Raw genomic sequence first — 22,207 nt, 5'->3', positions numbered from 1 at the left:
GAACCTTCATGCCCCGCTTTCTGCGCCGCCCCGCTTTCTGGATCGTCCTCGTCGTCGTCGCCCTGGCGAGCGGCGGCTTCTTCTTCATGAAGAGCCAGGCGGCCGAGAAGAAGAAACAGCTCGAGGCGGCCGCCATCGCGCAGGAGCCCAGCCCCTACGCGGCCATCGCCAACGGCAAGGCCGACGTCGAGGGCGGCATCATCCAGGTAGCCGCGCGCCGCCAGGGCATCGTGCGCGACGTCTATGTCCAGGAGGGCGAGGACGTCGCCTCCGGCCAGCCCCTGGCCAGGCAGGACGACAACGACGCGCGCCTGGCCGCCGACACCGCCGAGGCCAGCCTGGTCTCCGCCCGCGCCCAGCTGGCGCTCTACCAGGTGCAGCTGCGCACCGGCCAGCGTGAGTACAACCGCCTGAAGACCCTGTCGGCCTCCAACTTCGTGGCCGGCCAGCGGCTGGACGCCGCCCAGGACCAGATCGCCTCGGCCAACGCCAACATCGCCGCCCAGCTGGCCGCCATCCAGGTGACCACCGCCCAACTGGCCCAGGCCCGCTACAACCAGGAACTGACGGTGATCCGCGCCCCGGCCGACGGCCGCATCGCCCGCCGCTACGCCAATCCGGGCGCCGGCGCCTCGACCCTGAACGTCACGCCGATGTTCGACCTGGAGCCGCAGACCGCCCGCATCGTCCGCGCCGAGATCGTCGAGGCCGACATCCCCAACGTGACCATCGGCCAGGAGGTCGAGATCCAGCCGGAGGGCGACCCGACCAAGACCTATGTCGGCAAGGTGCTGCGCCGCGCCGCCGTCTTCGGAGCCCGCAAGCTGGCCTCCGACGACCCCAACCAGCGCAGCGACGAACGCGTCGTCGAGGTGGTGGTCAGCGCCGACGGCGCCCCGCTGCTGGTGGGTCAGCGGGTGCTGGTGAAGTTCATGAAGCCCGGCAAGAAGGCCGGCGTGAAGCGCGATGAACCCAAGCCGTCGGTGGCGGGTAAGAAGAAGGCGTAGACTTTGGGTGGCCGCCTTGCGTCCTTCGAGGCTCGCCTGCGGCTCGCACCTCAGGATGAGGAATTCAGTACAGAGCTCCTCATCCTGAGGCGCCCGCGACAGCGGGCCTCGAAGGACGCACGGCCTCACCCTTTCCACATCCGCAGCCGCAGCGCGTTGCCGATCACGCTGACCGAGCTGAGCGCCATGGCCAGGGCCGCCAGTTGCGGCGTCAGGGTCAGGCCGTAGGCGGGATAGAGCACGCCCGCCGCGATCGGCACGCCGATGGCGTTGTAGGCGAAGGCGAAGGCCAGGTTCTGGCGGATGTTGGCCATCACCGCCCGCGACAGGCCGCGGGCCCGCGCCACGCCGGTCAGGTCGCCCTTCAGCAGGGTGACGCCCGCCGCCTCGATGGCCACGTCCGTGCCGCCGCCCATGGCGATGCCGACGTCGGCCGCCGCCAGGGCCGGGGCGTCGTTGACCCCGTCGCCGGCCATGGCCACCACCGCGCCCTCGGCCCTGAGCCGCCCGACCACCGCCGCCTTGCGCTCGGGGGCGACGTCGGCCTCGACCTCGTCGATGCCCAGGGCGCGGGCCACCGCCTGGGCGGTGAGGCGGTTGTCGCCGGTCATCATCACCAGCCGCACGCCCTGGGCCTTCAGGGCCGCGATGGCCGGGCGCGCGGACTCCTTGATCGGGTCGGTGATGGCCAGCAGCCCGGCCACCGCGCCATCGACGGCCACCAGCACCACCGTGGCTCCCTCCCCGCGCAGCGCCGCCATCCGGTCGGTCCAGGCGCCGAGGTCCAGGCCCAGCTCGGTCAGGTAGCGGTCGGCGCCGATCACCAGCGCGCGACCCTCGACCGTGCCCGTCACGCCCTTGCCGATCGGCGAGTCGAAGGTCGAGGGCTCGGCCAGGACCAGGTCCCGGGCCTTGGCCGCTTCGACGACGGCGTGGGCCAAGGGGTGCTCGCTGCCGCGCTCCAGGCTGGCGGCCAGGCGCAGCAGCTCGTCCTCGCCGATGCCTTCCGCCTCGATGCGGGTCAGGGTCGGCTTGCCCACGGTCAGGGTGCCGGTCTTGTCGACCACCAGCACATCGACCTTCTCCAGCCGCTCCAGGGCCTGGGCGTCCTTCAGCAGCACTCCGACATGGGCCCCGCGACCGACACCGACCATGATCGACATCGGCGTGGCCAGGCCCAGGGCGCAGGGACAGGCGATGATCAGCACGCCGACGGCGGCGACCAGGGCGTGGGCCAGGCGCGGCTCGGGCCCGACCAGAGCCCAGGCGGCGAAGGCCAGGACGGCGACGGCGATGACGATCGGCACGAACCAGGCCGAGACCCGGTCGGCCAGGCGCTGGATCGGCGCGCGCGAACGCTGGGCCTGGGCGACCATGGCCACGATGCGGGCCAGCATGGTGTCGCCGCCGACCTTCTCGGCCCGCATGACGAAGGCCCCGGTCTGGTTGATGGCCCCGCCGACCACGGCCGAGCCGGCCTCCTTCAGCACCGGCATCGGCTCGCCGGTGACCATCGACTCGTCGACATGGCCCCGGCCCTCGACCACCACGCCATCGACCGGGATCTTCTCGCCGGGCCGCACGCGCAGGCGGTCGCCCGGATGGATGGCGTCGATCGCCACCTCGGCGTCAGTCCCGTCGTCGGCCACCCGCCGGGCGGTGCGCGGGGCCAGGTCCAACAGGGCGCGGATCGCGCCGCCGGTCTGCTCGCGGGCCCGCAGCTCCAGCACCTGGCCCAGCAGGACCAGCACGGTGATCACCGCGGCCGCCTCGAAATAGACCGGCGGCGCGCCGTGGCCCGCATGGCCGCCGCCCAGGCTGGGCGGCAGGAAGCCCGGCGCCACGGTGGCGACCACGGAATAGAGGTAGGAGGCCCCCGTCCCCAGGGCGATCAAGGTGAACATGTTGAGGTTTCGCGTGACCAGCGAGGCCCAGCCCCGCTGGAAGAACGGCCACCCCGCCCACAGCACCACCGGACTGGCCAGGACCAGCTGGATCCAGGCGGTGATCCGGGCGTCCCAAGGCAGGGTCAGGCCCAGCAGGTGGGCGCCCATGTCCATGACGAAGATCGGCAGGGTCAGGGCCAGGCCGACCCAGAACCGCCGGCTCATGTCGGCCAGTTCGGGGTTGGGCCCGTCGTCCAGGCTGGGCGTCTCGGGCTCCAGGGCCATGCCGCAAATAGGGCATGAGCCGGGGCCCTCCTGGCGAATCTCGGGGTGCATGGGGCAGGTGTAGATCGTGCCCTTGGGCATGATCGCGGAAGGATCCCGCGCCGCGCCCTCGTCCCTATTCTGGCCGCCATGACAGCAACCAGGGGCGGAATGGTCATGATGGGCGTGGTCGTGATCGGGGCCGGACGGCATCGGGACTTCTCCGGTAGGCGTGTTTGGCCTATATATACCCCCATGGGGTAAACTTACTACCCCCCTAGGGTATAATATCATGCAAGCCGACACCAAGGCCTCGGCCACCAAACGCCTCAATCGCATCGAGGGTCAGGTGCGGGGCCTGGCCAAGATGATCGCCGACGACCGCTACTGCATCGACGTGGTCACCCAGATCTCGGCGGTGCAGGCGGCCCTGCGCAAGGTCGAGGAGGAGGTGCTGGCCGACCACGTCGCCCACTGCGTCGAGCACGCCATCAGCAGCGGCGATCCCGACGCCCAGCGCGAGAAGATCGCCGAACTGATCGCTGTGCTAAGCCGCAGTACGCGCTGAGCCTCTCTTGACGCCCCCTCTCCCGCGCCGCACAAACGCGCCAAACCAAACACGCGTTTGAGGGAGATAAGAGCATGGCGGACGATATCCGGTTCGACGGTCAGGTGGCGATCGTCACGGGGGCCGGCGGCGGTCTGGGCCGACAGCATGCGCTGGAGCTGGCGCGGCGCGGGGCCAAGGTGGTGGTCAACGACCTGGGCGGCAGCGTCGATGGCTCGGGCGGCTCGTCGGAAGCGGCCCTCGCCGTGGTCAAGGAAATCGAGGCCCTCGGCGGCCAGGCCATCGCCCACGGCGCCTCGGTGACCGACGACGCCGGCGTCGCCGACATGGTCAGGACGACCATGGAAAAGTGGGGCCGGATCGACATCCTGATCGCCAACGCCGGCATCCTGCGGGACCGCACCCTGACCAAGATGGAACTGGCCGACTTCGAGGCCGTGATCCAGGTCCACGTGTTCGGCACCTTCAAGCCGATCAAGGCCGTGTGGGACATCATGAAGGCTCAGAACTACGGCCGCATCGTCGTCACCACCTCGTCCTCGGGCATGTACGGCAATTTCGGCCAGTCCAACTACGGCGCGGCCAAGATGGCGGTGCTGGGCCTGATGAACACGCTGAAGCTCGAAGGCGCCAAGAACAACGTCAAGATCAACGCCATCAGCCCGGTGGCCGCCACCCGCATGACCGAGGGCCTGATGCCGCCGGAAGTGCTGGAGAAGCTCAAGCCCGAATACGTCACCCCGGGCGTCGTCTATCTGGTGTCGGAAGACGCCCCGACCGGCGCGATCCTGACCGCCGGCGCCGGCGCCTTCGCCCTGTCGCGCATTTTCGAGACCGAAGGCGCCTATCTCGGCGAGGGCGGACTGTCGGCCGAGGAAGTCCGCGACAACTGGGAACAGATCACCGCCGAGCCAGGCCAGAAGGCCTATTTCAACGGTGGAGAACAGGGCCAGAAGTTCTTCCGCAAGATGGCCGGCGGCTAAAGAGCACTTTCGACCAGCCTGAATTGCGGCGCGAATGTGGTTCGTGTAGGTATTCCCCTACGTAAACCAGTTCGCGCCCTTTTTAGGCAACTAGAGCGACTTCTGACAGAACGGCGAAATCGGTTACTGCAATAGCGCGCACTGTTCTTTGACGTCAGGCACAAAATTCACCAGTTTGCGAATAAATAGCAACGGTTTTTGACTACATGCGTTAGAGCGACGCCAACCGGCCTCATCAAGGACGCCGGATCTTCCTCCCCAGAAGGTCGTCACATGTCTCTCTCGCGTAATGCCCTCGCCGCCGGCGTGGCTCTCGCCACGCTCGTCGTCGCCAGCCAGGCCTCGGCCGCGGCTTTCTACCTGCAGGAGCAATCGGTGCGCGGCGCCGGTCGCGCCTATTCGGGCGAGGTCGCCGACCGCGGCGCCGCCAGCCTGTGGTGGAACCCGGCCTCGATCGCCGGTCTCGAACAGAACGAAATCTACGGCGGCATTCACCTCGTGCAGGTCGACTCCCAGGTCAATGACCGCGGCTCGACCCTGACCCGTCCGGTCATCCCCGGCGGCCTGACCACCCCGGTCGGCGGCGAAACCCGGGCCGGCGGTCCGATCAACAACGGCATCGTCCCCAACTTCGCCGCCGCCTTCCGCGTCAACGACAAGCTGGCCGTCGGCCTGTCGGCCGCCGCGCCCTACAACTTCACCACCGACTACAACAGCCGTAGCTGGACCCGCTACGACGCCCTGAAGTCGAACCTGAAGACCATCGACGTCAACGGCACGGTCGCCTACCGCGTCAACGACATGCTCGACCTGGGCGTGGGCGTTTCGGCCCAGTACACCGACGCCGAGCTGACCTCGGCCCTGCCCAACCTGTCGCCCCTGCTGCCCGACGGTTCGTCCTCGCTGAAGGGCGATGGCAACTGGGACTACGGCTGGAACGTCGGCGCGCAGTTCCACGCCTCGCCGGCCCTGACGATCGGCGCCTCGTACCGTTCGAAGATCGACCACAAGCTGGACGGCCACGTGGTGGTTTCCGGCCTGCTCGGCCCGCTGGCCAGCGCCAATGTCGACACCGACGGCAAGGCCACGATCACCACCCCGTGGATGGCCCATATCGGCGCCCGCTGGCAGGTGAACCCCAAGACCACCCTGAACGCCTCGGTGTCGCGCATCGGCTGGAGCGAGTTCAAGGAGATCGTCGTCACCTATCCCGGCGGCGGCAGCGTCAGCCACCAGAACTACAAGGACACCACCACGGTGGCCGCCGGCGTCGACTATGACGTCAATCCCAAGCTGACCCTGCGGGCCGGCGTGGAGTACGACCCGACCCCGACCCCGGACGTCGGCCGCACCGCCCGCGTGCCGGACGGCGACCGCATGCTCTACGCGGTCGGCGCCACCTGGGCCGCCACCGACGCCATCAAGCTGGACGCGGCCCTGTCGTACATCAGCTTCGATGACGCCACGATCAACCGCACGGAAACCATCTATCCGGGCACCGCGGCGGCCACGACCCTGAACCTCAAGGGCGACGTCGGCGGTTCGGCCGTCGTCATCTCGAGCGGCCTGCGCTGGAGCTTCTAGGCTTCGACGTGACCTGACGAAGACGCGGCCGCCCGGGCAACCTGGGCGGCCGTTTTCGTTGGGGGGTCTTGCCCTTCCAGCTTGGCGCGCAGCCAAGTCTCGACGCGCAGCTTCTGTTCGGCGGGGTTCTCGAAGCCGACGCCTTCGCAATAGCCGACGCCCGACATCTTGACCGGCTCGCCGTTGACCATGCCGATGGCGGTCACGGTGGCGGCCGCTTCGGAATATTCGGTCAGGCCGCCCATCCACATCGCCTGGTCGGCGACCAGGGTCTTGGGCTTGACGACCAGCATCACCGGCCCGCCCAGCGTTCCGGCCTCCAGCGTCCAATCGGACGGGTAGCCGACGCCGGTGGCCTGGCTGGGCGCATAGTCGCCGACCTCCAGCAGGGCCGGGATCAGCCACGACCGGCCGCCCTCCACATAGGTTCCGAAGCCACCGTTGAAGAAGGGCAGCTTGCCGCCGACCACCGCCGTGTGCGGGCAGGCCAGGGTCAGGGAGCGGTCGCCTTCGAACTGGAACTCGAACCAGCACCAGCCGCTCCAGCCCGGCGCGGCCGCCGTGGCCGGGGCCGGATAGCCACCCCACTGATGGTCCATCCAAGTGACGCCCGAGGCGACCTGGTAGGCCACGCCGCCCACGGTGACCGTGCCGGTCGTCGCCTGTTGGGGCCAGCTGTAATAGTACCAGGCCACGCTGGTCGGCGCGCCGACCGGGGCGCCGATGTAGCCGTCCTTGCCCTGCAGGAAGAGCGGATTGGTCGCCTGGGCCACGATGTCGACCACCAGGGCCGGGCGGCCGGCCAGCGGGTCGCCGTCGTCCTCGATGCGGAAGGTGATCGGGAAGACGTCCGAGGTCCCGGTCAGCCTGACCTTGCCGACCACCATCTTGAACGGGTCGTTGCCGATCTCCACCCCGCCCTCCAGGGCCGAGAAGGTGGTGGGCGGCAGGGCGTAGTGCGCCACCGGCTGGCCCGGCAATTCCAGCGTCACGGCGATGCTGGTGCTGTAGATCTGCCGCTCGACCTCGGTCAGGCTCGGCGCGGTGGCGGCGGTGGCGATGGCCTTGCGGAACAGGTTGGTGATCACGTTCACCTTGCCGCCGCCCACCAGGTCGAGGCTCTGGGTCAGGTAGCGCCACTCGATCGGCGTGTCCCAGTGCTCGCCATGGTCGGCCGGAAAGCTCAGCGCGGGGGCCGGCGGCATCGGCGGCGGCAGGGTCATCCCTGTCCCGGTCCAGCCGCCGAGCAACTGATAGGCGATCTCGACGGTGGTGGGGCTGGGCGACCGGGCCGCCACGGCCTTGATCAGGGCCAGCGCCTCCGGGTCATAATAGTTGGCGATCGTCTCGAGATAGGCGGAAAACGCCTGTCCCAGCGGGTTGTTGCTTGTCGACATGATGCGCTCTCCCTCGATGGGCGAACGGTGTCATGCGAACAACCTTTAGTCGATAGGCAACGGGTCCGGCGGCGAAAAAGCCCGGGGACCGTGGACAGTAGACCTTGAAGGCCCTGCGCCCTTCGAGGCTTCGCTACGCTGCGCACCTCAGGATGAGGAACGTTGCGGCTGAGTTCCTCATCCTGAGGCGCCCTCCAAAGGAGGGCCTCGAAGGACGCACGGCGCTCCCAAGCCTAGGCCTGTTCAACAGTCCACAACGCCTAACCCACGCCCACGACGCGCCACAGCGCCGCCGCCGCGCCGACGAACGCCTTGGCCGCGGCGCTCTCCGGGGCCCGCAGCACCACCGGCGTCCCGGCGTCGCCGGCTTCGCGCACGGCGATCTCGATCGGAACCTGGGCCAGGACCGGCACGCCCAGGGTCGCCGCCTCGGCCACTCCGCCGCCGGCCCCGAAGATCGGGATCGGCGCGCCGGTCGCCGGGTCGGCGAAGAAGGCCATGTTCTCGATCAGGCCCAGGATCGGTGTGGCGGTCTTGCCGAACATCGCCGCCGCCCGGCGGGCGTCAATCAGGGCGATCTCCTGCGGGGTGGTGACCAGCACCACGCCGTCGATCCGCAGCTTCTGCACCAGGGTCAGCTGGATGTCGCCGGTGCCCGGCGGCAGGTCGACCACCAGCACGTCCAGCGGCGCGGCTTCCGAGCCCCAGGCCACGTCGTGGATCATCTGGCGCACCGCCGACGAGGCCATCGGGCCGCGCCAGATCATCGCCTTGCCCTCGTCGACCAGAAAGCCGATCGACATCAGCTTGATCCCGTGAGCCTCCAGCGGCTGCAGCTTGCCGTCCTCGAAGCTGGGCTCGCCGTCGACCCCCATCATCCGCGGGGCCGACGGGCCGTAGACGTCGGCGTCCAGCAGGCCGACGCGCAGGCCTTGGGCGGCGAAGGCGCAGGCCAGGTTGGTGGCGATGGTCGACTTGCCCACCCCGCCCTTGCCCGAGGCCACGGCGATCACGTGCTTCACATGGGCCGGCTTCTCGGCCTCCGGCGGCGGGACGAGGCGGGCCTGACTATCCTCGGAGACCTTGGCGCCCTTGCGCACCCGGGTGGTCTCGGGACCGGCCTGGGCGGTCAGCACCACCTGGGCGGCGTCGATTCCCGGCAAGGCGGCCAGGACCTTTTCGGCGGCCTCGCGCACCGGGGCGTAGGTCGCGGCTCGCGAGGCCGGCACCTCGAGCATGAAGCCGGCGCGACCGGCTCGCACCACCAGGCCTTGCACCAGTCCGGCCGCGACCAGCCCCTCGCCCGAGACCGGATCGACGATCAGGTCCAGCGCCGCGCGGGCGTCGTCGAGGGTGGCGGGAAGGACTGCGGTCACGGGATTGTCTTGCCTTGTGCTGCGGGGGCTCTCATATCCGCGTGCGGGGGTCGTTTTACAACCCCGCCAAAGTAGCAGTGACGGGAAGACCACGCCGCCCATGCCCTGGAACGACAACGCAGGCCCCGGACCCTGGGGATCCCCGCCGAACGACGGCAAGAAGGACGGCGATCGACCCAGGGGCGACGACCCGCGTCCCGGCGGCGGCCCCAGAGGTCCCGGCGGCCCGCCGCCGCCCGTCGACGTCAACGCCCTGATCGAGCGCCTCAACCGGCGCCTGCGCCAGACCTTCAGCGGCCCCGGCCGGCCCCGCGCCATCGCCCTGTCGGCGGCCGGCGTCGTCGCCCTGTGGGCTCTGTCGGGCTTCTATGTGGTGCAGCCCAAGGAACAGGCCGTGATCACCACCTTCGGCGCCTATACCCGCACCGCCGGTCCCGGCCTGCGCTACCACCTGCCCTATCCGGTCGAGACCGCCGAGCTGGTGCAGGTCACCGCCACCCAGGCCCTGGACGTCGGCGGCACGGTCAGCGCGCCGGTGCCCGACGAGCGCCTGATGCTGACCGGCGACGAGAACATCGTCGACCTGAGCTTCACCGTGCAGTGGCACGTCTCGGACGCCGCCAAATACAGCTTCAACGTCTATGAGCCCGACGCGGTGATCAAGGACGTGGCCGAGAGCGCCATGCGCGAAGTGGTCGGCCGCACCGCTCTCACCCCGATCCTGACCAACGGCCGCGGCCAGGTGCAGGACCAGACCAAGCGCCTGATGCAGCAGATCCTCGACCGCTACGACATCGGCGTGTCGATCCAGAACGTCAACATCCAGACCGCCACGACGCCCGGCCCCGTGCTGGAAGCCTATCGCGACGTGCAGCGCGCCGCCCAGAACGCCCAGTCGGCCGCCAACAACGCGCGCGGCGAGGCGGCCCAGATCAAGCAGGCGGCGCTCGGCTATCGCGAACAGGTGGTGCGCGAGGCCGGCGGTGACGCCGCCCGCTTCAACCAGGTCTACGAGCAGTACAAGCTGGCCCCGGCGGTGACGCGCGAGCGCCTCTACATCGAGACGATGCAGCGCGTCCTGGCCAATTCCAACAAGGTGATCGTCGACAGCAAGGGCGCCAACGCCCCCGTCATCCTGCCGTCCGAAACCTTCCGGCCCAGGACCTCCGCCCCGAACGCCAACGCCGCCGAGGGAGCTGTCCGATGAACAACCTCAAGGGTACGACCGTCTTCGCCGGCGTCGCCGTCCTGGCCCTGGTGATCCTGGCCAATGTGGTGCTGTTCAAGGTCGACCAGCGCCAGCAGGCCCTGGTCGTCCGCTTCGGCGACCCCGTGCGCACCGTGCTGACGCCCGGACTGCACATGAAGAGCCCGTTCGAGACGGTGCTGAAGTTCGACAAGCGCAACATCGCCCTCAACGCCAACGAGGAAGAGGTGACCGCCGCCGACCAGGAGCGCCTGGTGGTCGACGCCTTCGTCCGCTACCGCATCACCGATCCGCGCCAGTTCTACCGGACCCTCGGCACCGAGAGCGTCGCCAAGGACCGGCTGGAAAGCATCGTCAACGCCGCCCTGCGCGAGGAGGTCGGCCGCTCGAACTCGGAAGACGTCATCGCCGGCAAGCGCGCCCAGGTGATGGCCGCCATCCGCGCCAAGGTCGCCCGCCAGGTCGCCGCCGGCGATCTGGGCGTGCAGATCATCGACGTGCGGATCAAGCGCGCCGACCTGCCCCCGGCCAACGAGCAGGCGGTGTTCGAGCGCATGCAGACCGCCCGCAAGCAGGAAGCCGCCGAACTGCGGGCCATGGGCGAGCAGAAGCGCCGCGAGATCGTCGCGACGGCCTATGAGGAAGCCGAGACCATCCGCGGCGACGCCGACGCCCAGCGCGCCCAGCTGTTCGCCTCCAGCTTCGGCCGCGACCCGGCCTTCGCGTCGTTCTACCGCTCGATGCAGGCCTATGAGGCGTCCCTGGGCAAGGGCGACACCACCCTGGTGCTCTCGCCCGACAGCGCCTTCTTCCGCTATTTCGAGAAGGGCCCGGCGGGGTAGGGCCAACAGAATCCTTCCCCCTTGATGGGGGAAGGTGGCCTGCGAAGCAGGTCGGATGGGGGTGAACGCGCAGCGTTCCATCGACCTTCGTCGAGTCCCCGGGGGAGCCGACGGTTGAACGCTTCGCGTTCACCCCCATCCCCGGCCCTTCCCCCCTCAAGGGGGAAGGGAGCAGCCCTTCAGCTCGCCGCCTTCAGCAGCCCCAGCACCACGTGCAGGCTCTCGGCGATGTGGACGCACTTGTCGTGCATCTCCTCGGTCGGGTCGAGGATGTCGGGCACCATGATCGTCATCATTCCCGCCGCGTGCGCCGCCCTCACCCCGGGGTGGGAGTCCTCCAGCGCCAGGCACAGGGTCGGATGGACGTTCAGCCGCCGGGCGGCCTCCAGATACGGGTCCGGATGCGGCTTGTGGCGGGCGACGTCGGCGTTGGCGACCACGGCGTGGAAGCGGCGCACCAGGTCGAAACGGCCCAGATAGCGGTCCACCGCCTGGCGGCTGTTGGAGGTGGCGATGGCGCGGGGGATGGCCAGGGCGTCCAGGTAGTCGAGGATCTCCATCACCCCGGTCTTCAGCCGCACCTCGGCCTCGAGCAGGATCTCGACGTCGCTCCAGGTGCGGGCGAAATAGTCCTCGACCGGGAAGCTCGCGCCGTAGAGTTCGCGCAGCATCACCCCGCATTCCGGATTGGTCTTGCCGACCATCGAGGCGTAGGTCGCGGCCGTGAAATCGACGCCGAACGCCTGGCCGGCCTCGATCATCGCCGCCTGGTAGACGGTCTCGGTGTCGAGCAGCAGGCCGTCCATGTCGAACACCACGGCCTGGACGCCGCGCGGGAAGGTCAAGACGCGAACTCCGAGGCCTTGTAGCCCTGGAAGTAGAGCAAGGCCGTCAGGTCGGCGTGATCGACCTTGGCGTGGGCCTGGGCCGCGACGATCGGCTTGGCGCGGTAGGCGACGCCCAGGCCGGCGGCCTCGATCATCGCCAGGTCGTTGGCCCCGTCGCCGACGGCCAGGGCGTCGGCCGGGGTCAGGCCCAGGGCGGCGGTCTCTTCCTGCAAGGCCGCCAGCTTGGCCTCCTTGCCGAGGATCGGGTCGCCCACCCGACCGGTCAGCTTGCCGCCCGCTTCGATCAGGGTGTTGGCCCGGTTGACGTGGAAGCCCGCCGCCTCCGCCACCCGGCTGGTGAAGAAGGTGAAGCCGCCCGAGACCAGGGCGCAGCGGGCCCCGTGGGCGGCCATGGTGCGCACCAGGGTCGCGGCGCCGGGATTGAGCTTCACGCGGTCGTCGTAGCAGGCCTGCAGCGCATCGGTCGACAGCCCCTCGAGCATGCCGACCCGCTCGCGCAACGCGCCTTCGAACAATAGCTCGCCGCGCATGGCCCGCTCGGTGATCTCCGAAACCTGGGCCTTGACCCCGGCGAAGTCGGCCAGTTCGTCCAGACACTCGCAGCCGATGATGGTGGAGTCCATGTCGGCGATCAGCAGACGCTTGCGACGCCCCTCGGCCGGTTGGACGGCGAAGTCGGCCGGCGCGTCGCCGATCGCCGCCTTCACCGCCGCGTGGGCCTCGGCCAGCGGCAGGTCGGCGGCCAGATCGACCGCCCCCTCCCCCAGCGGCGTCTCGGCGGTGACGGCGACCGCGGCGCGCACGGCGGCGATCGCCGTCGCCAGGGCGGCGGGGTCGGGCGAGACGAGGGTGATGGCGAGCATGACCGGCGGCTATTGGAGGAAGCCGCCCGCGTCAACCTTCGAAGCGCCGCGAGCGGTCGATCAGGAGGCCGGCGCGACCACCGCCATGCAGCGGGTGAACACAGCCATGGCCTGTTCCTTGCCCCCTCCGGCAGCGAAATTGGCCGACAGATTGGCCACGCCGCGACGATAGAGCACGGTCGGCGTCTGGCCCTGGGCGAGGCCTTCGGCATAGGCCTTGTCGAGCAGGATCTCGCCGCTGGCTCCCAGCATGCGGAACATCGGCATCATCGCCGCGCTGCTGCTGTCGCCCTTGGAGAACTTGGTCGCCAGATCCGGATTGCGCTGCAGGACCTCGTCGATGGTCACCAGCATCACGCCGCAACCCAGGCGCTCGTCCAGGCCGGCCGGCGCGGTTTGCGCCACGGGCTTGGTCGCGGATTTGACGGCGGAGGCCGCCACGGCCGGCGCGGCGGCCCCGAAGGCGACGGCGACCAGGATGGCGCTGACGATGGTTTTCATGGTTTCTCACAAACGACGCTAGAAGGGCCGACGCAGCGGCCCTCGAGGCCCCAAAGGATCGACCTGAGATTGTCCGACGCACAGATCGTCCTTATCGCCGGACCCACGGCCAGCGGCAAGTCCGCCCTGGCGCTGAAGCTGGCGCGCGAGACCGGCGGCGAGTTGGTCAACGCCGATTCGATGCAGCTCTATGCGGGCCTGCGGGTGCTGACGGCCGGCCCGTCGCCCGAGGAGCTGGCCCAGGCTCCGCACCATCTGTTCGACCTGGTCGACGCCGCCGACGGCTGGTCGGTCGGCCGCTGGCTGGAGGCCGCCGCCGCCGCCCTGGCCGACATCGCCGCGCGGGGTCGCCCTACCATCGTGGTCGGCGGCACCGGGCTCTATTTCCGCGCCCTGACCGACGGCCTGGCCGACATCCCGCAGGTGCCGGAGACCCAGCGCGAGATTTCCAGCCTGCTCTACGCCGCCCAGGGCGAACCGGAATTCCGCGACGTGCTGGCCGCGCTCGACCCCGCCGCCGCGGCGCGCATCGAGATCGGCGACCGCCAGCGGCTGATCCGCGCCCACGCCGTGGCCATGGCCACCGGCAAGTCGCTGACCGCCTGGCAGACCGACACCCGCCCCACCCTGGCGCCGGGAAGCTGGCGCGGCGTGGTGCTGGACCCGCCGCGCGCCGAACTCTACGCCCGCTGCGACGCCCGGCTGTCGATGATGGTCGAGAACGGCGCGCTGGACGAGGTGGCGGCGATGGAGACCCGCGGCCTGCCTGCCTCGCTCCCCGCCCTCAAGGCCCTGGGCTATCGTGAACTGGCCGCGCATTTGCGGGGGGAGACCGATCTGGAGACGGCCCTTGACGCCGCCCGGCAAGAGACGCGGCGGTATGCGAAGCGGCAGATGACGTGGTTCCGGAATCAGACGCCGGATTGGGAGAGGATCACGATGCTGGATCACGAGGGGCAGGTGGAGCAGCTTGGAAGTTTGCTTCCCTAACCCCTTCCCTTAAACCGCTCTTCCCGGCGAAGGCCGGGACCCAGATCCCATAGCGCTGGGGATGGTTGGATGGGCTCGGCGCTCGTGGCGTCAGCCTTAAAGCCATCCCATCTGGATCCCGGCCTTCGCCGGGAAGAGCGGGAAATATGTGCGAACATGATGCTCGCCCAACCGACTCACGGACCCTCCCCATGACCGAACTCGACCGCCTCGCCGCCGCCGTCGCCACCCGCCTGACCGAACGCGGCGAGACCGTCGCCGTGGCCGAATCCTCGGCCGGCGGGCTGATCTCGTCGGCCTTGCTGGCCGTGCCGGGGGCCTCGAAGTTCTACGCCGGCGGCGCGGTGGTCTACACGGCCCGGGCCCGGCTGACCCTGCTGGACATCCCGCAAAAGGCCATGGACGGGCTGCGCTCGGCCAGCGAGCCCTACGCCGTGCTGCTGGCCCGGGTGGTCGGCAAGAACCTCAAGGCGACCTGGGGCCTGTCGGAAACCGGCGCGGCCGGGCCGGACGGCAACCGCTACGGCGACGCGGCCGGCCACAGCTGCATGGCCGTGGTCGGCGCCGAGCAGGAGGTTAGTCTTACCGTCGAGACCGGGATCGACGACCGCGCGGCCAACATGCGCAGCTTCGCCGAGCAAACCCTTGCCCTGCTGCTGAAGACCTTGGGCTGAAATTGGCCGCGGGCGACGGCGTGGCGCCGCCGCCACGGGTCGTTTCTTGCGTCAAAGCGCGCCTTGACGCCCTCTCGCGAGCATGGCATTCCCCGATCATCCATTTGGAGTAACAGACTCGTGCGCAACACCATGATCGTACTTATGGAGCGGCCGTTCACGGCGTGACCTTGAAGTCACGCTGATAGATCGGTCGCGCGTACAAAGGTCCTTCGGGACCTTTTTTCTTTTCAGCCCTACTCACAGTCCATCCGGGACCCCCGCCATGACCGCCCACCAGACCATCGAGAGCTCGGCCCCCGCCGACACCGCCTCCCGCAGCATGACCGGCGCCGAGATCGTGGTCCGCGGCCTCGTGGACCAGGGCGTCGAGGTGCTGTTCGGCTATCCGGGCGGCGCGGTCCTGCCGATCTATGACGCGCTGTTCCACGAGCCGCGCCTGCAGCACATCCTGGTCCGCCACGAACAGGGCGCGACCCACGCGGCCGAGGGCTATGCCCGCAGCTCGGGCAAGCCGGGCGTCGTCCTGGTCACCTCCGGCCCGGGCGCGACCAACGCCATCACCGGCATCATGGACGCCCTGATGGACTCCATCCCGATGGTGGTCATCACCGGCCAGGTCCCCACCCACCTGATCGGCACCGACGCCTTCCAGGAAGCCGACACCGTCGGCATGACCCGCTCGTGCACCAAGCACAACTACCTGGTCAAAGACGTCCGCGACTTGCCGCAGATCATCCACGAGGCCTTCAAGATCGCCACGACCGGTCGCCCGGGACCGGTGCTGATCGACATCCCCAAGGACGTCCAGTTCGCCAAGGGCGAATATTACGGCCCAGGCGAGGTCCGCTCGACCCACGCCTACAATCCCAAGACCAAGGGCGAGGCGAGCCGCGTCGCCGAGGCCGCGGCCCTGATCGCCCGGGCCCGCCGGCCGATCTTCTACACCGGCGGCGGCGTCATCAACGCCGGCCCCAAGGCCAGCCAGTTGCTGCGCGAGTTCCAGGCCCTGACCGGCGCGCCGGTCACCTCGACCCTGATGGGCCTGGGCGCCTTCCCGGCCGCCGATCCGGCCTGGCTGGGCATGCTGGGCATGCACGGCACCTTCGAGGCCAACAACGCCATGCACGACTGCGACGTGATGATCTGCGTCGGGGCCCGCTTCGACGACCGGGTCACCGGTCGGCTGGACGCCTTCTCGCCGGGCAGCAAGAAGATCCACATCGATATCGACGCCTCGTCGATCAACAAGAACGTCCGCGTCGACCTGCCGATCATCGGCGACGCCGCCAGCGTTCTTGAAGACCTGATCGCGGCCTGGAAGGCGGCCGGCCACCAGGCCAACAAGGCCGCCCTGACCGACTGGTGGGCCCAGATCGACACCTGGCGCGCCCGCCAGTGCCTGAACTACCGGCGCTCGGAGACGGTCATCAAGCCGCAGTACGCCATCGAGCGGCTGTACGCCCTGACCCAGGACAAGGACGTCTACATCACGACGGAAGTCGGCCAGCACCAGATGTGGGCCGCGCAGTTCTTCCGCTTCGAGGAGCCCAACCACTGGATGACCTCCGGCGGCCTGGGCACCATGGGCTACGGCCTGCCCGCCGCAATCGGCGTACAGTTGGCCCATCCGGGCAGCCTGGTCATCGACATCGCCGGCGAGGCCTCGATCCAGATGTGCATCCAGGAGCTGTCGACGGCGGTGCAGTTCGACCTGCCGGTCAAGATCTTCATCCTCAACAACGAATGGATGGGCATGGTCCGCCAATGGCAGCAACTGCTGCACGGCGAGCGCTACAGCCACTCCTATTCCGACAGCCTGCCCGATTTCGTGAAGCTGGCCGAGGCCTATGGCGCCGTCGGCATCCGCTGCTCGGACCCGGCCGAGCTGGACGGCAAGATCCTGGAAATGATCAACAGCGACAAGGTCGTGGTCTTCGACTGCCGCGTCGAGAAGCACGAGAACTGCCTGCCGATGATCCCCTCGGGCAAGGCCCACAACGAGATGATCATGGGCGACGTCGAGGACATCGGGAACGTGATCGGGGCGGCGGGGGCGGGGCTGGTTTAGGCGCCGTGCGTCCTTCGAGGCCCTCCTGCGGAGGGCGCCTCAGGATGAGGAAGTCAGTAAAGCCTCGGTTTTTCTGCTTCCCCGCCCCGCACCAACTTCCTCATCCTGAGGTGCGAACCTGAAAGGTTCGCCTCGAAGGACGCAGAGCCGATGTACGATCTCCACGGCGCGTGGGTTTACATGCTCCAGTGCCGCGATGGTTCTTACTATGTTGGCTCTCACCGGGGACCGGACGTGCAAGTGCGGGTCGCGCAGCATCAAGAGGGGCGCGGCGGTGAGTACACTGCAGCCCGCCTTCCAGTGACCCTCGTGTGGTGTGAACCCTTCCAGTACATCATCGACGCCATCGACACCGAGCGACGCATCAAGGGTTGGTCCCGCGCCAAGAAAGAAGCGATGATACGGGGCGATTGGGATGCGCTACCGTCTCTGTCACGTCGCCGTGGCGGTAAGCCAAAACAACAAGAGCAGACTGTTAGAGCGCCTAGATGACCGACCTCCAACCCACAACCACCCCAGGATCAGCCTACGACATGCCCACCGCGTCCGAGGTCGAGCAGACCGCGACCTTCGCCCTGCTGGTCGACAACGAGCCGGGCGTGCTCCACCGGGTGGTCGGGCTGTTCGCCGCGCGCGGCTACAACATCGAAAGCCTGACGGTCGCCGAGACCGACCACAAGGCCCACACCAGCCGCATCACCGTGGTCACCCGCGGCACCCGCCACGTGCTCGACCAGATCGAAGCCCAGCTCGACAAGGTGGTCAACGTCCGCCGGGTCCACGACGTGACCCGCGACCCCAACGGCGTCGAGCGCGAGCTGGCCCTGGTCAAGGTGCGCGGCTCCGGCGTCGATCGCGTCGAGGCCCTGCGCATCGCCGAGATCTTCCGCGCCAAGCCGGTGGACACCACCCTGGAGAGCTTCGTGTTCGAGATTTCGGGCGCGCCGTCGAAGATCGACAAGTTCCTCGACCTGATGCGGCCGCTGGGCCTGGTGGAACTGTCGCGCACCGGCGTGCTTTCCATCGAGCGGGGCGTTGAAGGAATGTAGTGATGACGGGCGCGATGCTTTTGGCCGGCCTGCTCGCGGGGTTCGCCCTCGCCGGCCAGCAACCCGCGCCTCCGGTCGTGTCCGCGCCGCCCGACCCCGCCGTCTGGTGGGCGCCGGAAATCCCCAAGCCGCCGCCCGAGCAGGACCCGTTCCAGGGCCGCCGCCTGCGCCCCGGCGAGACGCTCGTGCCGATCGACAACGGCGTCGATCCCCTGCTCTACCGCCTGTGGGGCCTGCAGCCCTTGCAAAGCCAGCTGATCAAGCGCGGCGAAATGGTGCTGGAAGTCTGGGCCCGGCCGTCGCTCGGCGTGCGCCAGGCCGTGGTGCGGGTCACCGTGCGCCGCGACGGACGCGCCTTCGTCCAGGCCCGGGCCGGCCTGGGCTGCTGCACGCCGGAGATCACCCGCCGGGTGGACATCGACGCCGAGCTGGCGCCCGAGCAGGTCGCGCCGCTGAAGGCCCTGGCGGGCCACGCGCTGTGGAGCCAGCCCCGCTTGGTGATCGTCGACTATGGCGGCGGGGCCGTGGAGCCGGTGTGCCTGGACGGCGTCTCGTGGGACGTCACCCTGCTGGTCCCCGGCCAGGCTCGTCACCTGCGCCGAGCCTGCGACGACGCCGAGGTCGGCTCGATCGCCCCGGCCCTGGCGGCGGCCCTGGCGGCGGCTTCGGGACGCGACGCCCGGTTCGACGCGGTGTTCGCCCACGGCGGCGACTTCTCGCGCCAGCAGCGGGCCTATGACTCGCTGATCGCTTCCGGCGGACGGCTGAAGGCCGGCCAGAGCAACCGGCCGCAACCGTCGGCCGTGCCGCTCCCCGCCGACGACGAGGCGCCGCGAGAAGAGGGCGTTCGCGAACCCTCGGGGCCCGCGAACGCCCTCCCGCCGGTCAGCCCACCTTCAACAAATTGAAGCGGTAGAGCAGCGCGCCCAGCACAGCGCCGATCGCCGGAGCGACGAAGAACAGCCACAGCTGGGCCAGGGCCTGGCCGCCGACGAAGATCGCCGGGCCGAAGCTGCGGGCCGGATTGACCGAGACGCCGGTCACCTGGATGCCGACGATGTGGATCACCGCCAGGGCGATGCCGATGCCCAGCCCGGCGAAGCCCGGCGCGGCGTCGGTCCCGGTTGAGCCCAGGATGACGATGACGAACAGGGCGGTCATCACCACCTCGAAGACGAAGGCCGCATGGATGGGGAAGCCGCCGCCGTAGCCCGGTCCCCAGCCGTTCTGGCCCAGGCCATGGGCGGTCGAACCAGCGATGCACAGCAGCACCGCCGCCCCCGCCGCCGCGCCGGCGAACTGGGCGACCCAGTAAAGCAGCATCTCCTTGATGCTCATCCGTCCGGCGACGAAGGCGGCCAGACTGACCGCCGGATTGACGTGACACCCCGACACCGGACCGATGCCGTAAGCCATGGCGATGATCGCGAAGCCGAACGCCAAGGCGATGCCCAGTTGTCCGACGTGCTCGCCCCCAAGAACTGCCGCGCCACAGCCAAACAAGACCAAGGCGAACGTGCCGATGAACTCGGCAATGATTTTTGACATTGGCCGCTTCCCTCTCCGATTCTCGCCTCCACCTTGGAGACAAGCCCCGGGGAGCTTGTCTCTGTTTGGCGAGTCTAGGAATAGGGGAAAACATCCAGGCGTTGCTCATGCGCCCGGAACACCCGACGGTTGGAACGCTTCAGGTGTCGAGCAGCATGTCCGGCCGGGCCCGCAGGCGGGCCACGTCGCGCAGTGGCGGCGCGCCGAACAGTCGGGCGTACTCGCGGCTGAACTGCGAGGCGCTGTCATAACCCACCGCGTGGCCGGCCGAACCGGCGTCCAGCCGCTGGGCCAGGATCAGCTTGCGCGCCTCCTGCAGGCGGATCTGCTTCTGATATTGCAGGGGGCTGAGCGCCGTGACCGCCTTGAAATGGCGATGCAAGGCGGATGGGCTCATCCGCGCCTCGGCCGCCAGGTCGTCGATGCTGAAATGCTGGTCGAAGTTCTGCTTGATCCAGCCGATGGCCCGCCGAACCTGGCGCATGCGGCCGTCGGCCCGGGCGATCTGGGCCAGGCGCGGCCCCTGGTCGCCCAGCAGCATGCGGTAGAGGATCTCGCGCTCGATCAGCGGGGCCAGGACGGCGGCGTCGCGGGGCGTCTCCATCAGCCGCACCATCCGCATCACCGCGTCCAGTAGCGGCGGATTGACCTCGCTGATCGCCATGGCCCCGACCAGCGGGCCGGCGTCCTGGGCCAAAGCCGGCTCGCCGCCGGTCTGCAGCAGCAGGTCGCCGATCACCTCCGGATCCAGCGCCAGGCGGAAGCACAGGTACGGCGTCTCCGGCGAGGCCTCGACCACCTGGCCGATCACCGGCAGGTCCACCGAGGCCACCAGGTAGCGCATGGCGTCGTAGACCAGGGTGGTCCCGCCGCTGATCACCTGCTTGCGGCCCTGGGCCACCACGCAGACGGCGGCGCCGAACACGCCGTGGTGCGGCTCGCTGGGCTGGCTGGAGCGCACCACCGCCACCCGTTCGCCGCAGATTTCGTGCGTGCCGTCGGTGGGCGCGTATCGTTCAATCAGCGCCGCGAGTTCGCCTTGCTCGACCATGACCAAATTCCTTTCGGCAACGGACATTCTCCTAGCCAAGCCGGAGGGAGCCGTCACGCCCTCCGGACCTGATGTGCAGGATCGTGCAATCAAGTCGGAGCATCGGTCTATCACCCAGGGGCTCGGACGCGTCACATTGGCGAGGTCTGCTTCGTCACAGCTCCTGTCTGGTCGTGACGAGGCCGCCCGCCCCCGAGGTTCCCATGAAATACTACCCCAAGATCGCTCGCCGCGTGTCCGGCGTGTGGGCCAGCGCCGACGGCGTCGCCCTTGAACTGCAGATGGATGGCCGCTTCGAAGAACGCCACGACGGCGAGGTGGTCTTCACCGGCCATTACGAGATGGAGGGCGACAGCGTGCGCCTGTTCGAGGACGGCGGCGGCCTGCTGATCGGCCGCATGACCGAGGGCCGGCTGAGCCTGGAGCCGCCGCCTCGTCCGCGCGAAGCCGGTCGTTTTCCCAGTCGGGGCCAACGTCGGCCTTCCCTCGACGCGTCCCACCCCCTATATTGAGTTTGTCCGGGTTCGCCCGAACTATGGGGATAAACGCGCACGTAATAAGCGGACTGGACCCGGGTGCGATTCCCGGCGGCTCCACCAAATCTCTCCCGAGTTATCGCGGGACTGCATGGGGCCGATCAGCATCGACAGACGTGTAAAGGTGTATGCTTTCTCTCGGCGTGGCTCACCGTTTCGGGCCATTTTTCTAAATGCGAACGATAACTTCGCTGAAGAGTTCGCTATCGCCGCGTAATGCGGTTCTAGTGAATTCGCCTCTTAAGTCCTAGGGGTTCAGATCCCTAGGCGGGGCCCGGAGGGAGCCTGCCAACAGAATCCCTCCACTTCCTCCCTCGCGCAGCGGGGGAGGTGGCGCGGCGCGAAGCGCCGCGACGGAGGGGGCCAGCACGGGCCTCTTCTTTCTTCCAAATTCCACCCCTCCCCCACCTTCTCCCCGCCCCCGCGACAGGCTACTCTGCGCGCTTCGTTCCAGTTTCCTGCTTTCGATGGACCGCATGGCCCAGACCAATCCGCCTGAAGACCTGATGCAATACGAGGCGATGGCCCAGGACGCGTTGCGCGGCGTGGTCAAGGCCGCCCTGCGCAAGGCCGCCGCGCCCGGCGGCCTGCCCGAGCCGCACCATCTCTACATCACCTTCAAGACCCAGGCGGCCGGCGTTTCCGGCCCGCAGGACCTGCTGGGCAAGTATCCCGACGAGATGACCATCATCCTGCAGCACCAGTACTGGGACCTGGCGCCGGGCGAGACCTTCTTCTCGGTCACCCTGAAGTTCGGCGGCCAACCCAAGCGGCTATCGGTGCCCTATGCGGCCGTGACCCGGTTCTACGACCCGTCGGTGCAGTTCGCCCTGCAGTTCGAAGCGCCAGAGATCGCGCCTCAGGCTCCCGAGCCGGAACCGGAACCCGAGGTCACCACCCCGAGCGACGGCGGCGACGATGCGCCGAAGATCATTTCGCTCGACCAGTTCCGCAAGAAGTAG

22 protein-coding genes and 1 other RNA gene are annotated in these 22,207 nt (G+C 68.9%); 15 read left to right on the top strand and 8 right to left on the bottom strand.

All coding sequences use genetic code 11. From position 1 onward, the window contains the following. Positions 1-8: 8 nt before the first annotated feature. Positions 9-1,007, top strand: a complete 999-nt coding sequence (locus ASD79_RS19905) for an HlyD family secretion protein (RefSeq protein WP_056724870.1) — start codon at positions 9-11, stop codon at positions 1,005-1,007. Positions 1,008-1,132: 125 nt separating this feature from the next. Here the strand turns inward: ASD79_RS19905 and ASD79_RS19900 are convergent, their stop codons facing one another. After that, positions 1,133-3,259, bottom strand: coding sequence for a copper-translocating P-type ATPase (locus tag ASD79_RS19900; RefSeq protein ID WP_235524540.1), 2,127 nt, complete (start codon positions 3,257-3,259; stop codon positions 1,133-1,135). A 190-nt stretch (positions 3,260-3,449) separates the two neighbouring features. Here ASD79_RS19900 and ASD79_RS19895 point away from each other — a divergent pair, with 190 nt between their 5' ends. From ASD79_RS19895 to ASD79_RS19885, 3 genes are all read left to right on the top strand, one after another. After that, positions 3,450-3,725, top strand: a complete 276-nt coding sequence (locus tag ASD79_RS19895) for a metal-sensitive transcriptional regulator (protein WP_007662389.1) — start codon at positions 3,450-3,452, stop codon at positions 3,723-3,725. A gap of 74 nt (positions 3,726-3,799) precedes the next feature. Then, the gene (locus ASD79_RS19890; protein ID WP_056724866.1) at positions 3,800-4,708 is read left to right on the top strand and encodes an SDR family NAD(P)-dependent oxidoreductase; all 909 of its coding nucleotides are present in this window, start codon (positions 3,800-3,802) and stop codon (positions 4,706-4,708) included. A gap of 273 nt (positions 4,709-4,981) precedes the next feature. Beyond that, entirely contained in the window at positions 4,982-6,292 is a 1,311-nt protein-coding gene (locus tag ASD79_RS19885) for an outer membrane protein transport protein (protein WP_056724863.1), read from the top strand. On the opposite strand, the gene ASD79_RS19880 is transcribed toward ASD79_RS19885, so the two are convergent. Beyond that, the gene (locus ASD79_RS19880; RefSeq protein WP_056724861.1) at positions 6,289-7,689 is read right to left on the bottom strand and encodes a lipocalin-like domain-containing protein; all 1,401 of its coding nucleotides are present in this window, start codon (positions 7,687-7,689) and stop codon (positions 6,289-6,291) included. The genes ASD79_RS19885 and ASD79_RS19880 overlap by 4 nt on opposite strands. A 260-nt stretch (positions 7,690-7,949) precedes the next feature. Continuing rightward, the gene (locus ASD79_RS19875) at positions 7,950-9,065 is read right to left on the bottom strand and encodes an Mrp/NBP35 family ATP-binding protein (RefSeq protein ID WP_056724859.1); all 1,116 of its coding nucleotides are present in this window, start codon (positions 9,063-9,065) and stop codon (positions 7,950-7,952) included. A gap of 100 nt (positions 9,066-9,165) precedes the next feature. On the opposite strand from ASD79_RS19875, the gene hflK reads away from it, so the two are divergent. Both hflK and hflC read left to right on the top strand, forming a co-directional pair. Continuing rightward, positions 9,166-10,272: an FtsH protease activity modulator HflK gene (hflK, locus tag ASD79_RS19870; protein WP_056724855.1), complete on the top strand. Its 1,107-nt coding sequence runs from the start codon at positions 9,166-9,168 to the stop codon at positions 10,270-10,272. Beyond that, positions 10,269-11,114, top strand: a complete 846-nt coding sequence (hflC, locus tag ASD79_RS19865) for a protease modulator HflC (protein ID WP_056724854.1) — start codon at positions 10,269-10,271, stop codon at positions 11,112-11,114. The genes hflK and hflC overlap by 4 nt, the downstream gene beginning before the upstream one ends. A 179-nt stretch (positions 11,115-11,293) precedes the next feature. On the opposite strand, the gene ASD79_RS19860 is transcribed toward hflC, so the two are convergent. The 3 genes from ASD79_RS19860 to ASD79_RS19850 are packed head-to-tail and all read right to left on the bottom strand — an operon-like array spanning position 11,294 to position 13,326. Then, entirely contained in the window at positions 11,294-11,959 is a 666-nt protein-coding gene (locus ASD79_RS19860) for an HAD family phosphatase (protein WP_056724852.1), read from the bottom strand. Beyond that, complete coding sequence (gene serB, locus ASD79_RS19855; RefSeq protein ID WP_056724850.1) at positions 11,956-12,825, bottom strand: phosphoserine phosphatase SerB; 870 nt, start codon at positions 12,823-12,825, stop codon at positions 11,956-11,958. Before serB ends, ASD79_RS19860 begins: the two co-directional genes overlap by 4 nt. Positions 12,826-12,885: 60 nt before the next feature. Continuing rightward, positions 12,886-13,326, bottom strand: coding sequence for a hypothetical protein (locus ASD79_RS19850; RefSeq protein WP_056724847.1), 441 nt, complete (start codon positions 13,324-13,326; stop codon positions 12,886-12,888). Positions 13,327-13,395: 69 nt separating this feature from the next. Between ASD79_RS19850 and miaA the strand changes: the two genes are divergently transcribed. From miaA to ASD79_RS19825, 6 genes are all read left to right on the top strand, one after another. Next, the gene (gene miaA / locus ASD79_RS19845) at positions 13,396-14,316 is read left to right on the top strand and encodes a tRNA (adenosine(37)-N6)-dimethylallyltransferase MiaA (protein ID WP_056724845.1); all 921 of its coding nucleotides are present in this window, start codon (positions 13,396-13,398) and stop codon (positions 14,314-14,316) included. A gap of 191 nt (positions 14,317-14,507) precedes the next feature. Further along, positions 14,508-14,990, top strand: coding sequence for a CinA family protein (locus tag ASD79_RS19840; protein ID WP_056724844.1), 483 nt, complete (start codon positions 14,508-14,510; stop codon positions 14,988-14,990). Positions 14,991-15,255: 265 nt separating this feature from the next. Continuing rightward, on the top strand, positions 15,256-17,061 hold the full coding sequence (locus ASD79_RS19835; protein ID WP_056724842.1) for an acetolactate synthase 3 large subunit: 1,806 nt from the start codon (positions 15,256-15,258) through the stop codon (positions 17,059-17,061). A 150-nt stretch (positions 17,062-17,211) separates the two neighbouring features. Beyond that, complete coding sequence (locus ASD79_RS23530) at positions 17,212-17,553, top strand: GIY-YIG nuclease family protein (RefSeq protein ID WP_082585043.1); 342 nt, start codon at positions 17,212-17,214, stop codon at positions 17,551-17,553. After that, positions 17,550-18,110: an acetolactate synthase small subunit gene (gene ilvN, locus ASD79_RS19830; protein ID WP_056724840.1), complete on the top strand. Its 561-nt coding sequence runs from the start codon at positions 17,550-17,552 to the stop codon at positions 18,108-18,110. The genes ASD79_RS23530 and ilvN overlap by 4 nt, the downstream gene beginning before the upstream one ends. Before the next feature lie 2 nt (positions 18,111-18,112). Continuing rightward, positions 18,113-19,018 carry a hypothetical protein gene (locus ASD79_RS19825; RefSeq protein ID WP_056724838.1) on the top strand — a complete coding sequence of 302 codons (906 nt, stop codon included), beginning with the start codon at positions 18,113-18,115 and terminating at the stop codon, positions 19,016-19,018. On the opposite strand, the gene ASD79_RS19820 is transcribed toward ASD79_RS19825, so the two are convergent. Together ASD79_RS19820 and ASD79_RS19815 are read right to left on the bottom strand one after the other, a co-directional pair. Next, entirely contained in the window at positions 18,996-19,658 is a 663-nt protein-coding gene (locus ASD79_RS19820) for an aquaporin (protein WP_056724836.1), read from the bottom strand. The genes ASD79_RS19825 and ASD79_RS19820 overlap by 23 nt on opposite strands. A 139-nt stretch (positions 19,659-19,797) precedes the next feature. Continuing rightward, positions 19,798-20,709, bottom strand: a complete 912-nt coding sequence (locus ASD79_RS19815; RefSeq protein WP_056724834.1) for an AraC family transcriptional regulator — start codon at positions 20,707-20,709, stop codon at positions 19,798-19,800. Positions 20,710-20,912: 203 nt separating this feature from the next. Here ASD79_RS19815 and ASD79_RS19810 point away from each other — a divergent pair, with 203 nt between their 5' ends. The 3 genes from ASD79_RS19810 to ASD79_RS19805 all read left to right on the top strand — a co-directional run bounded on the left by ASD79_RS19810 (position 20,913) and on the right by ASD79_RS19805 (position 22,207). After that, the gene (locus ASD79_RS19810) at positions 20,913-21,221 is read left to right on the top strand and encodes an Atu4866 domain-containing protein (protein ID WP_056724832.1); all 309 of its coding nucleotides are present in this window, start codon (positions 20,913-20,915) and stop codon (positions 21,219-21,221) included. Next, positions 21,187-21,552, top strand: a transfer-messenger RNA (tmRNA) gene (gene ssrA, locus ASD79_RS23525). Before ASD79_RS19810 ends, ssrA begins: the two co-directional genes overlap by 35 nt. 169 nt (positions 21,553-21,721) lie before the next feature. Then, complete coding sequence (locus tag ASD79_RS19805; RefSeq protein WP_007674636.1) at positions 21,722-22,207, top strand: SspB family protein; 486 nt, start codon at positions 21,722-21,724, stop codon at positions 22,205-22,207.

The sequence above is a fragment of the Caulobacter sp. Root655 genome (genome assembly GCF_001427665.1).
Taxonomy (GTDB): Bacteria; Pseudomonadota; Alphaproteobacteria; order Caulobacterales; family Caulobacteraceae; genus Caulobacter.
The sequence above is the reverse complement of the archived record's forward strand: the minus strand, read 5'-3'. Positions and strand labels throughout refer to the sequence as shown.

What these genes read in the sequence shown, in the direction of transcription:
- ASD79_RS19905 (WP_056724870.1), top strand. Translation starts at nt 9, where the DNA reads ATGCCCCGCTTTCTGCGCCGCCCCGCTTTCTGGATCGTCCTCGTCGTC.
- ASD79_RS19900 (WP_235524540.1), bottom strand. Translation starts at nt 3,259, where the DNA reads ATGCCCAAGGGCACGATCTACACCTGCCCCATGCACCCCGAGATTCGC.
- ASD79_RS19895 (WP_007662389.1), top strand. Translation starts at nt 3,450, where the DNA reads ATGCAAGCCGACACCAAGGCCTCGGCCACCAAACGCCTCAATCGCATC.
- ASD79_RS19890 (WP_056724866.1), top strand. Translation starts at nt 3,800, where the DNA reads ATGGCGGACGATATCCGGTTCGACGGTCAGGTGGCGATCGTCACGGGG.
- ASD79_RS19885 (WP_056724863.1), top strand. Translation starts at nt 4,982, where the DNA reads ATGTCTCTCTCGCGTAATGCCCTCGCCGCCGGCGTGGCTCTCGCCACG.
- ASD79_RS19880 (WP_056724861.1), bottom strand. Translation starts at nt 7,689, where the DNA reads ATGTCGACAAGCAACAACCCGCTGGGACAGGCGTTTTCCGCCTATCTC.
- hflK (WP_056724855.1), top strand. Translation starts at nt 9,166, where the DNA reads ATGCCCTGGAACGACAACGCAGGCCCCGGACCCTGGGGATCCCCGCCG.
- hflC (WP_056724854.1), top strand. Translation starts at nt 10,269, where the DNA reads ATGAACAACCTCAAGGGTACGACCGTCTTCGCCGGCGTCGCCGTCCTG.
- serB (WP_056724850.1), bottom strand. Translation starts at nt 12,825, where the DNA reads ATGCTCGCCATCACCCTCGTCTCGCCCGACCCCGCCGCCCTGGCGACG.
- ASD79_RS19850 (WP_056724847.1), bottom strand. Translation starts at nt 13,326, where the DNA reads ATGAAAACCATCGTCAGCGCCATCCTGGTCGCCGTCGCCTTCGGGGCC.
- ASD79_RS19840 (WP_056724844.1), top strand. Translation starts at nt 14,508, where the DNA reads ATGACCGAACTCGACCGCCTCGCCGCCGCCGTCGCCACCCGCCTGACC.
- ASD79_RS19835 (WP_056724842.1), top strand. Translation starts at nt 15,256, where the DNA reads ATGACCGCCCACCAGACCATCGAGAGCTCGGCCCCCGCCGACACCGCC.
- ASD79_RS23530 (WP_082585043.1), top strand. Translation starts at nt 17,212, where the DNA reads ATGTACGATCTCCACGGCGCGTGGGTTTACATGCTCCAGTGCCGCGAT.
- ilvN (WP_056724840.1), top strand. Translation starts at nt 17,550, where the DNA reads ATGACCGACCTCCAACCCACAACCACCCCAGGATCAGCCTACGACATG.
- ASD79_RS19825 (WP_056724838.1), top strand. Translation starts at nt 18,113, where the DNA reads ATGACGGGCGCGATGCTTTTGGCCGGCCTGCTCGCGGGGTTCGCCCTC.
- ASD79_RS19820 (WP_056724836.1), bottom strand. Translation starts at nt 19,658, where the DNA reads ATGTCAAAAATCATTGCCGAGTTCATCGGCACGTTCGCCTTGGTCTTG.
- ASD79_RS19815 (WP_056724834.1), bottom strand. Translation starts at nt 20,709, where the DNA reads ATGGTCGAGCAAGGCGAACTCGCGGCGCTGATTGAACGATACGCGCCC.
- ASD79_RS19810 (WP_056724832.1), top strand. Translation starts at nt 20,913, where the DNA reads ATGAAATACTACCCCAAGATCGCTCGCCGCGTGTCCGGCGTGTGGGCC.
- ASD79_RS19805 (WP_007674636.1), top strand. Translation starts at nt 21,722, where the DNA reads ATGGCCCAGACCAATCCGCCTGAAGACCTGATGCAATACGAGGCGATG.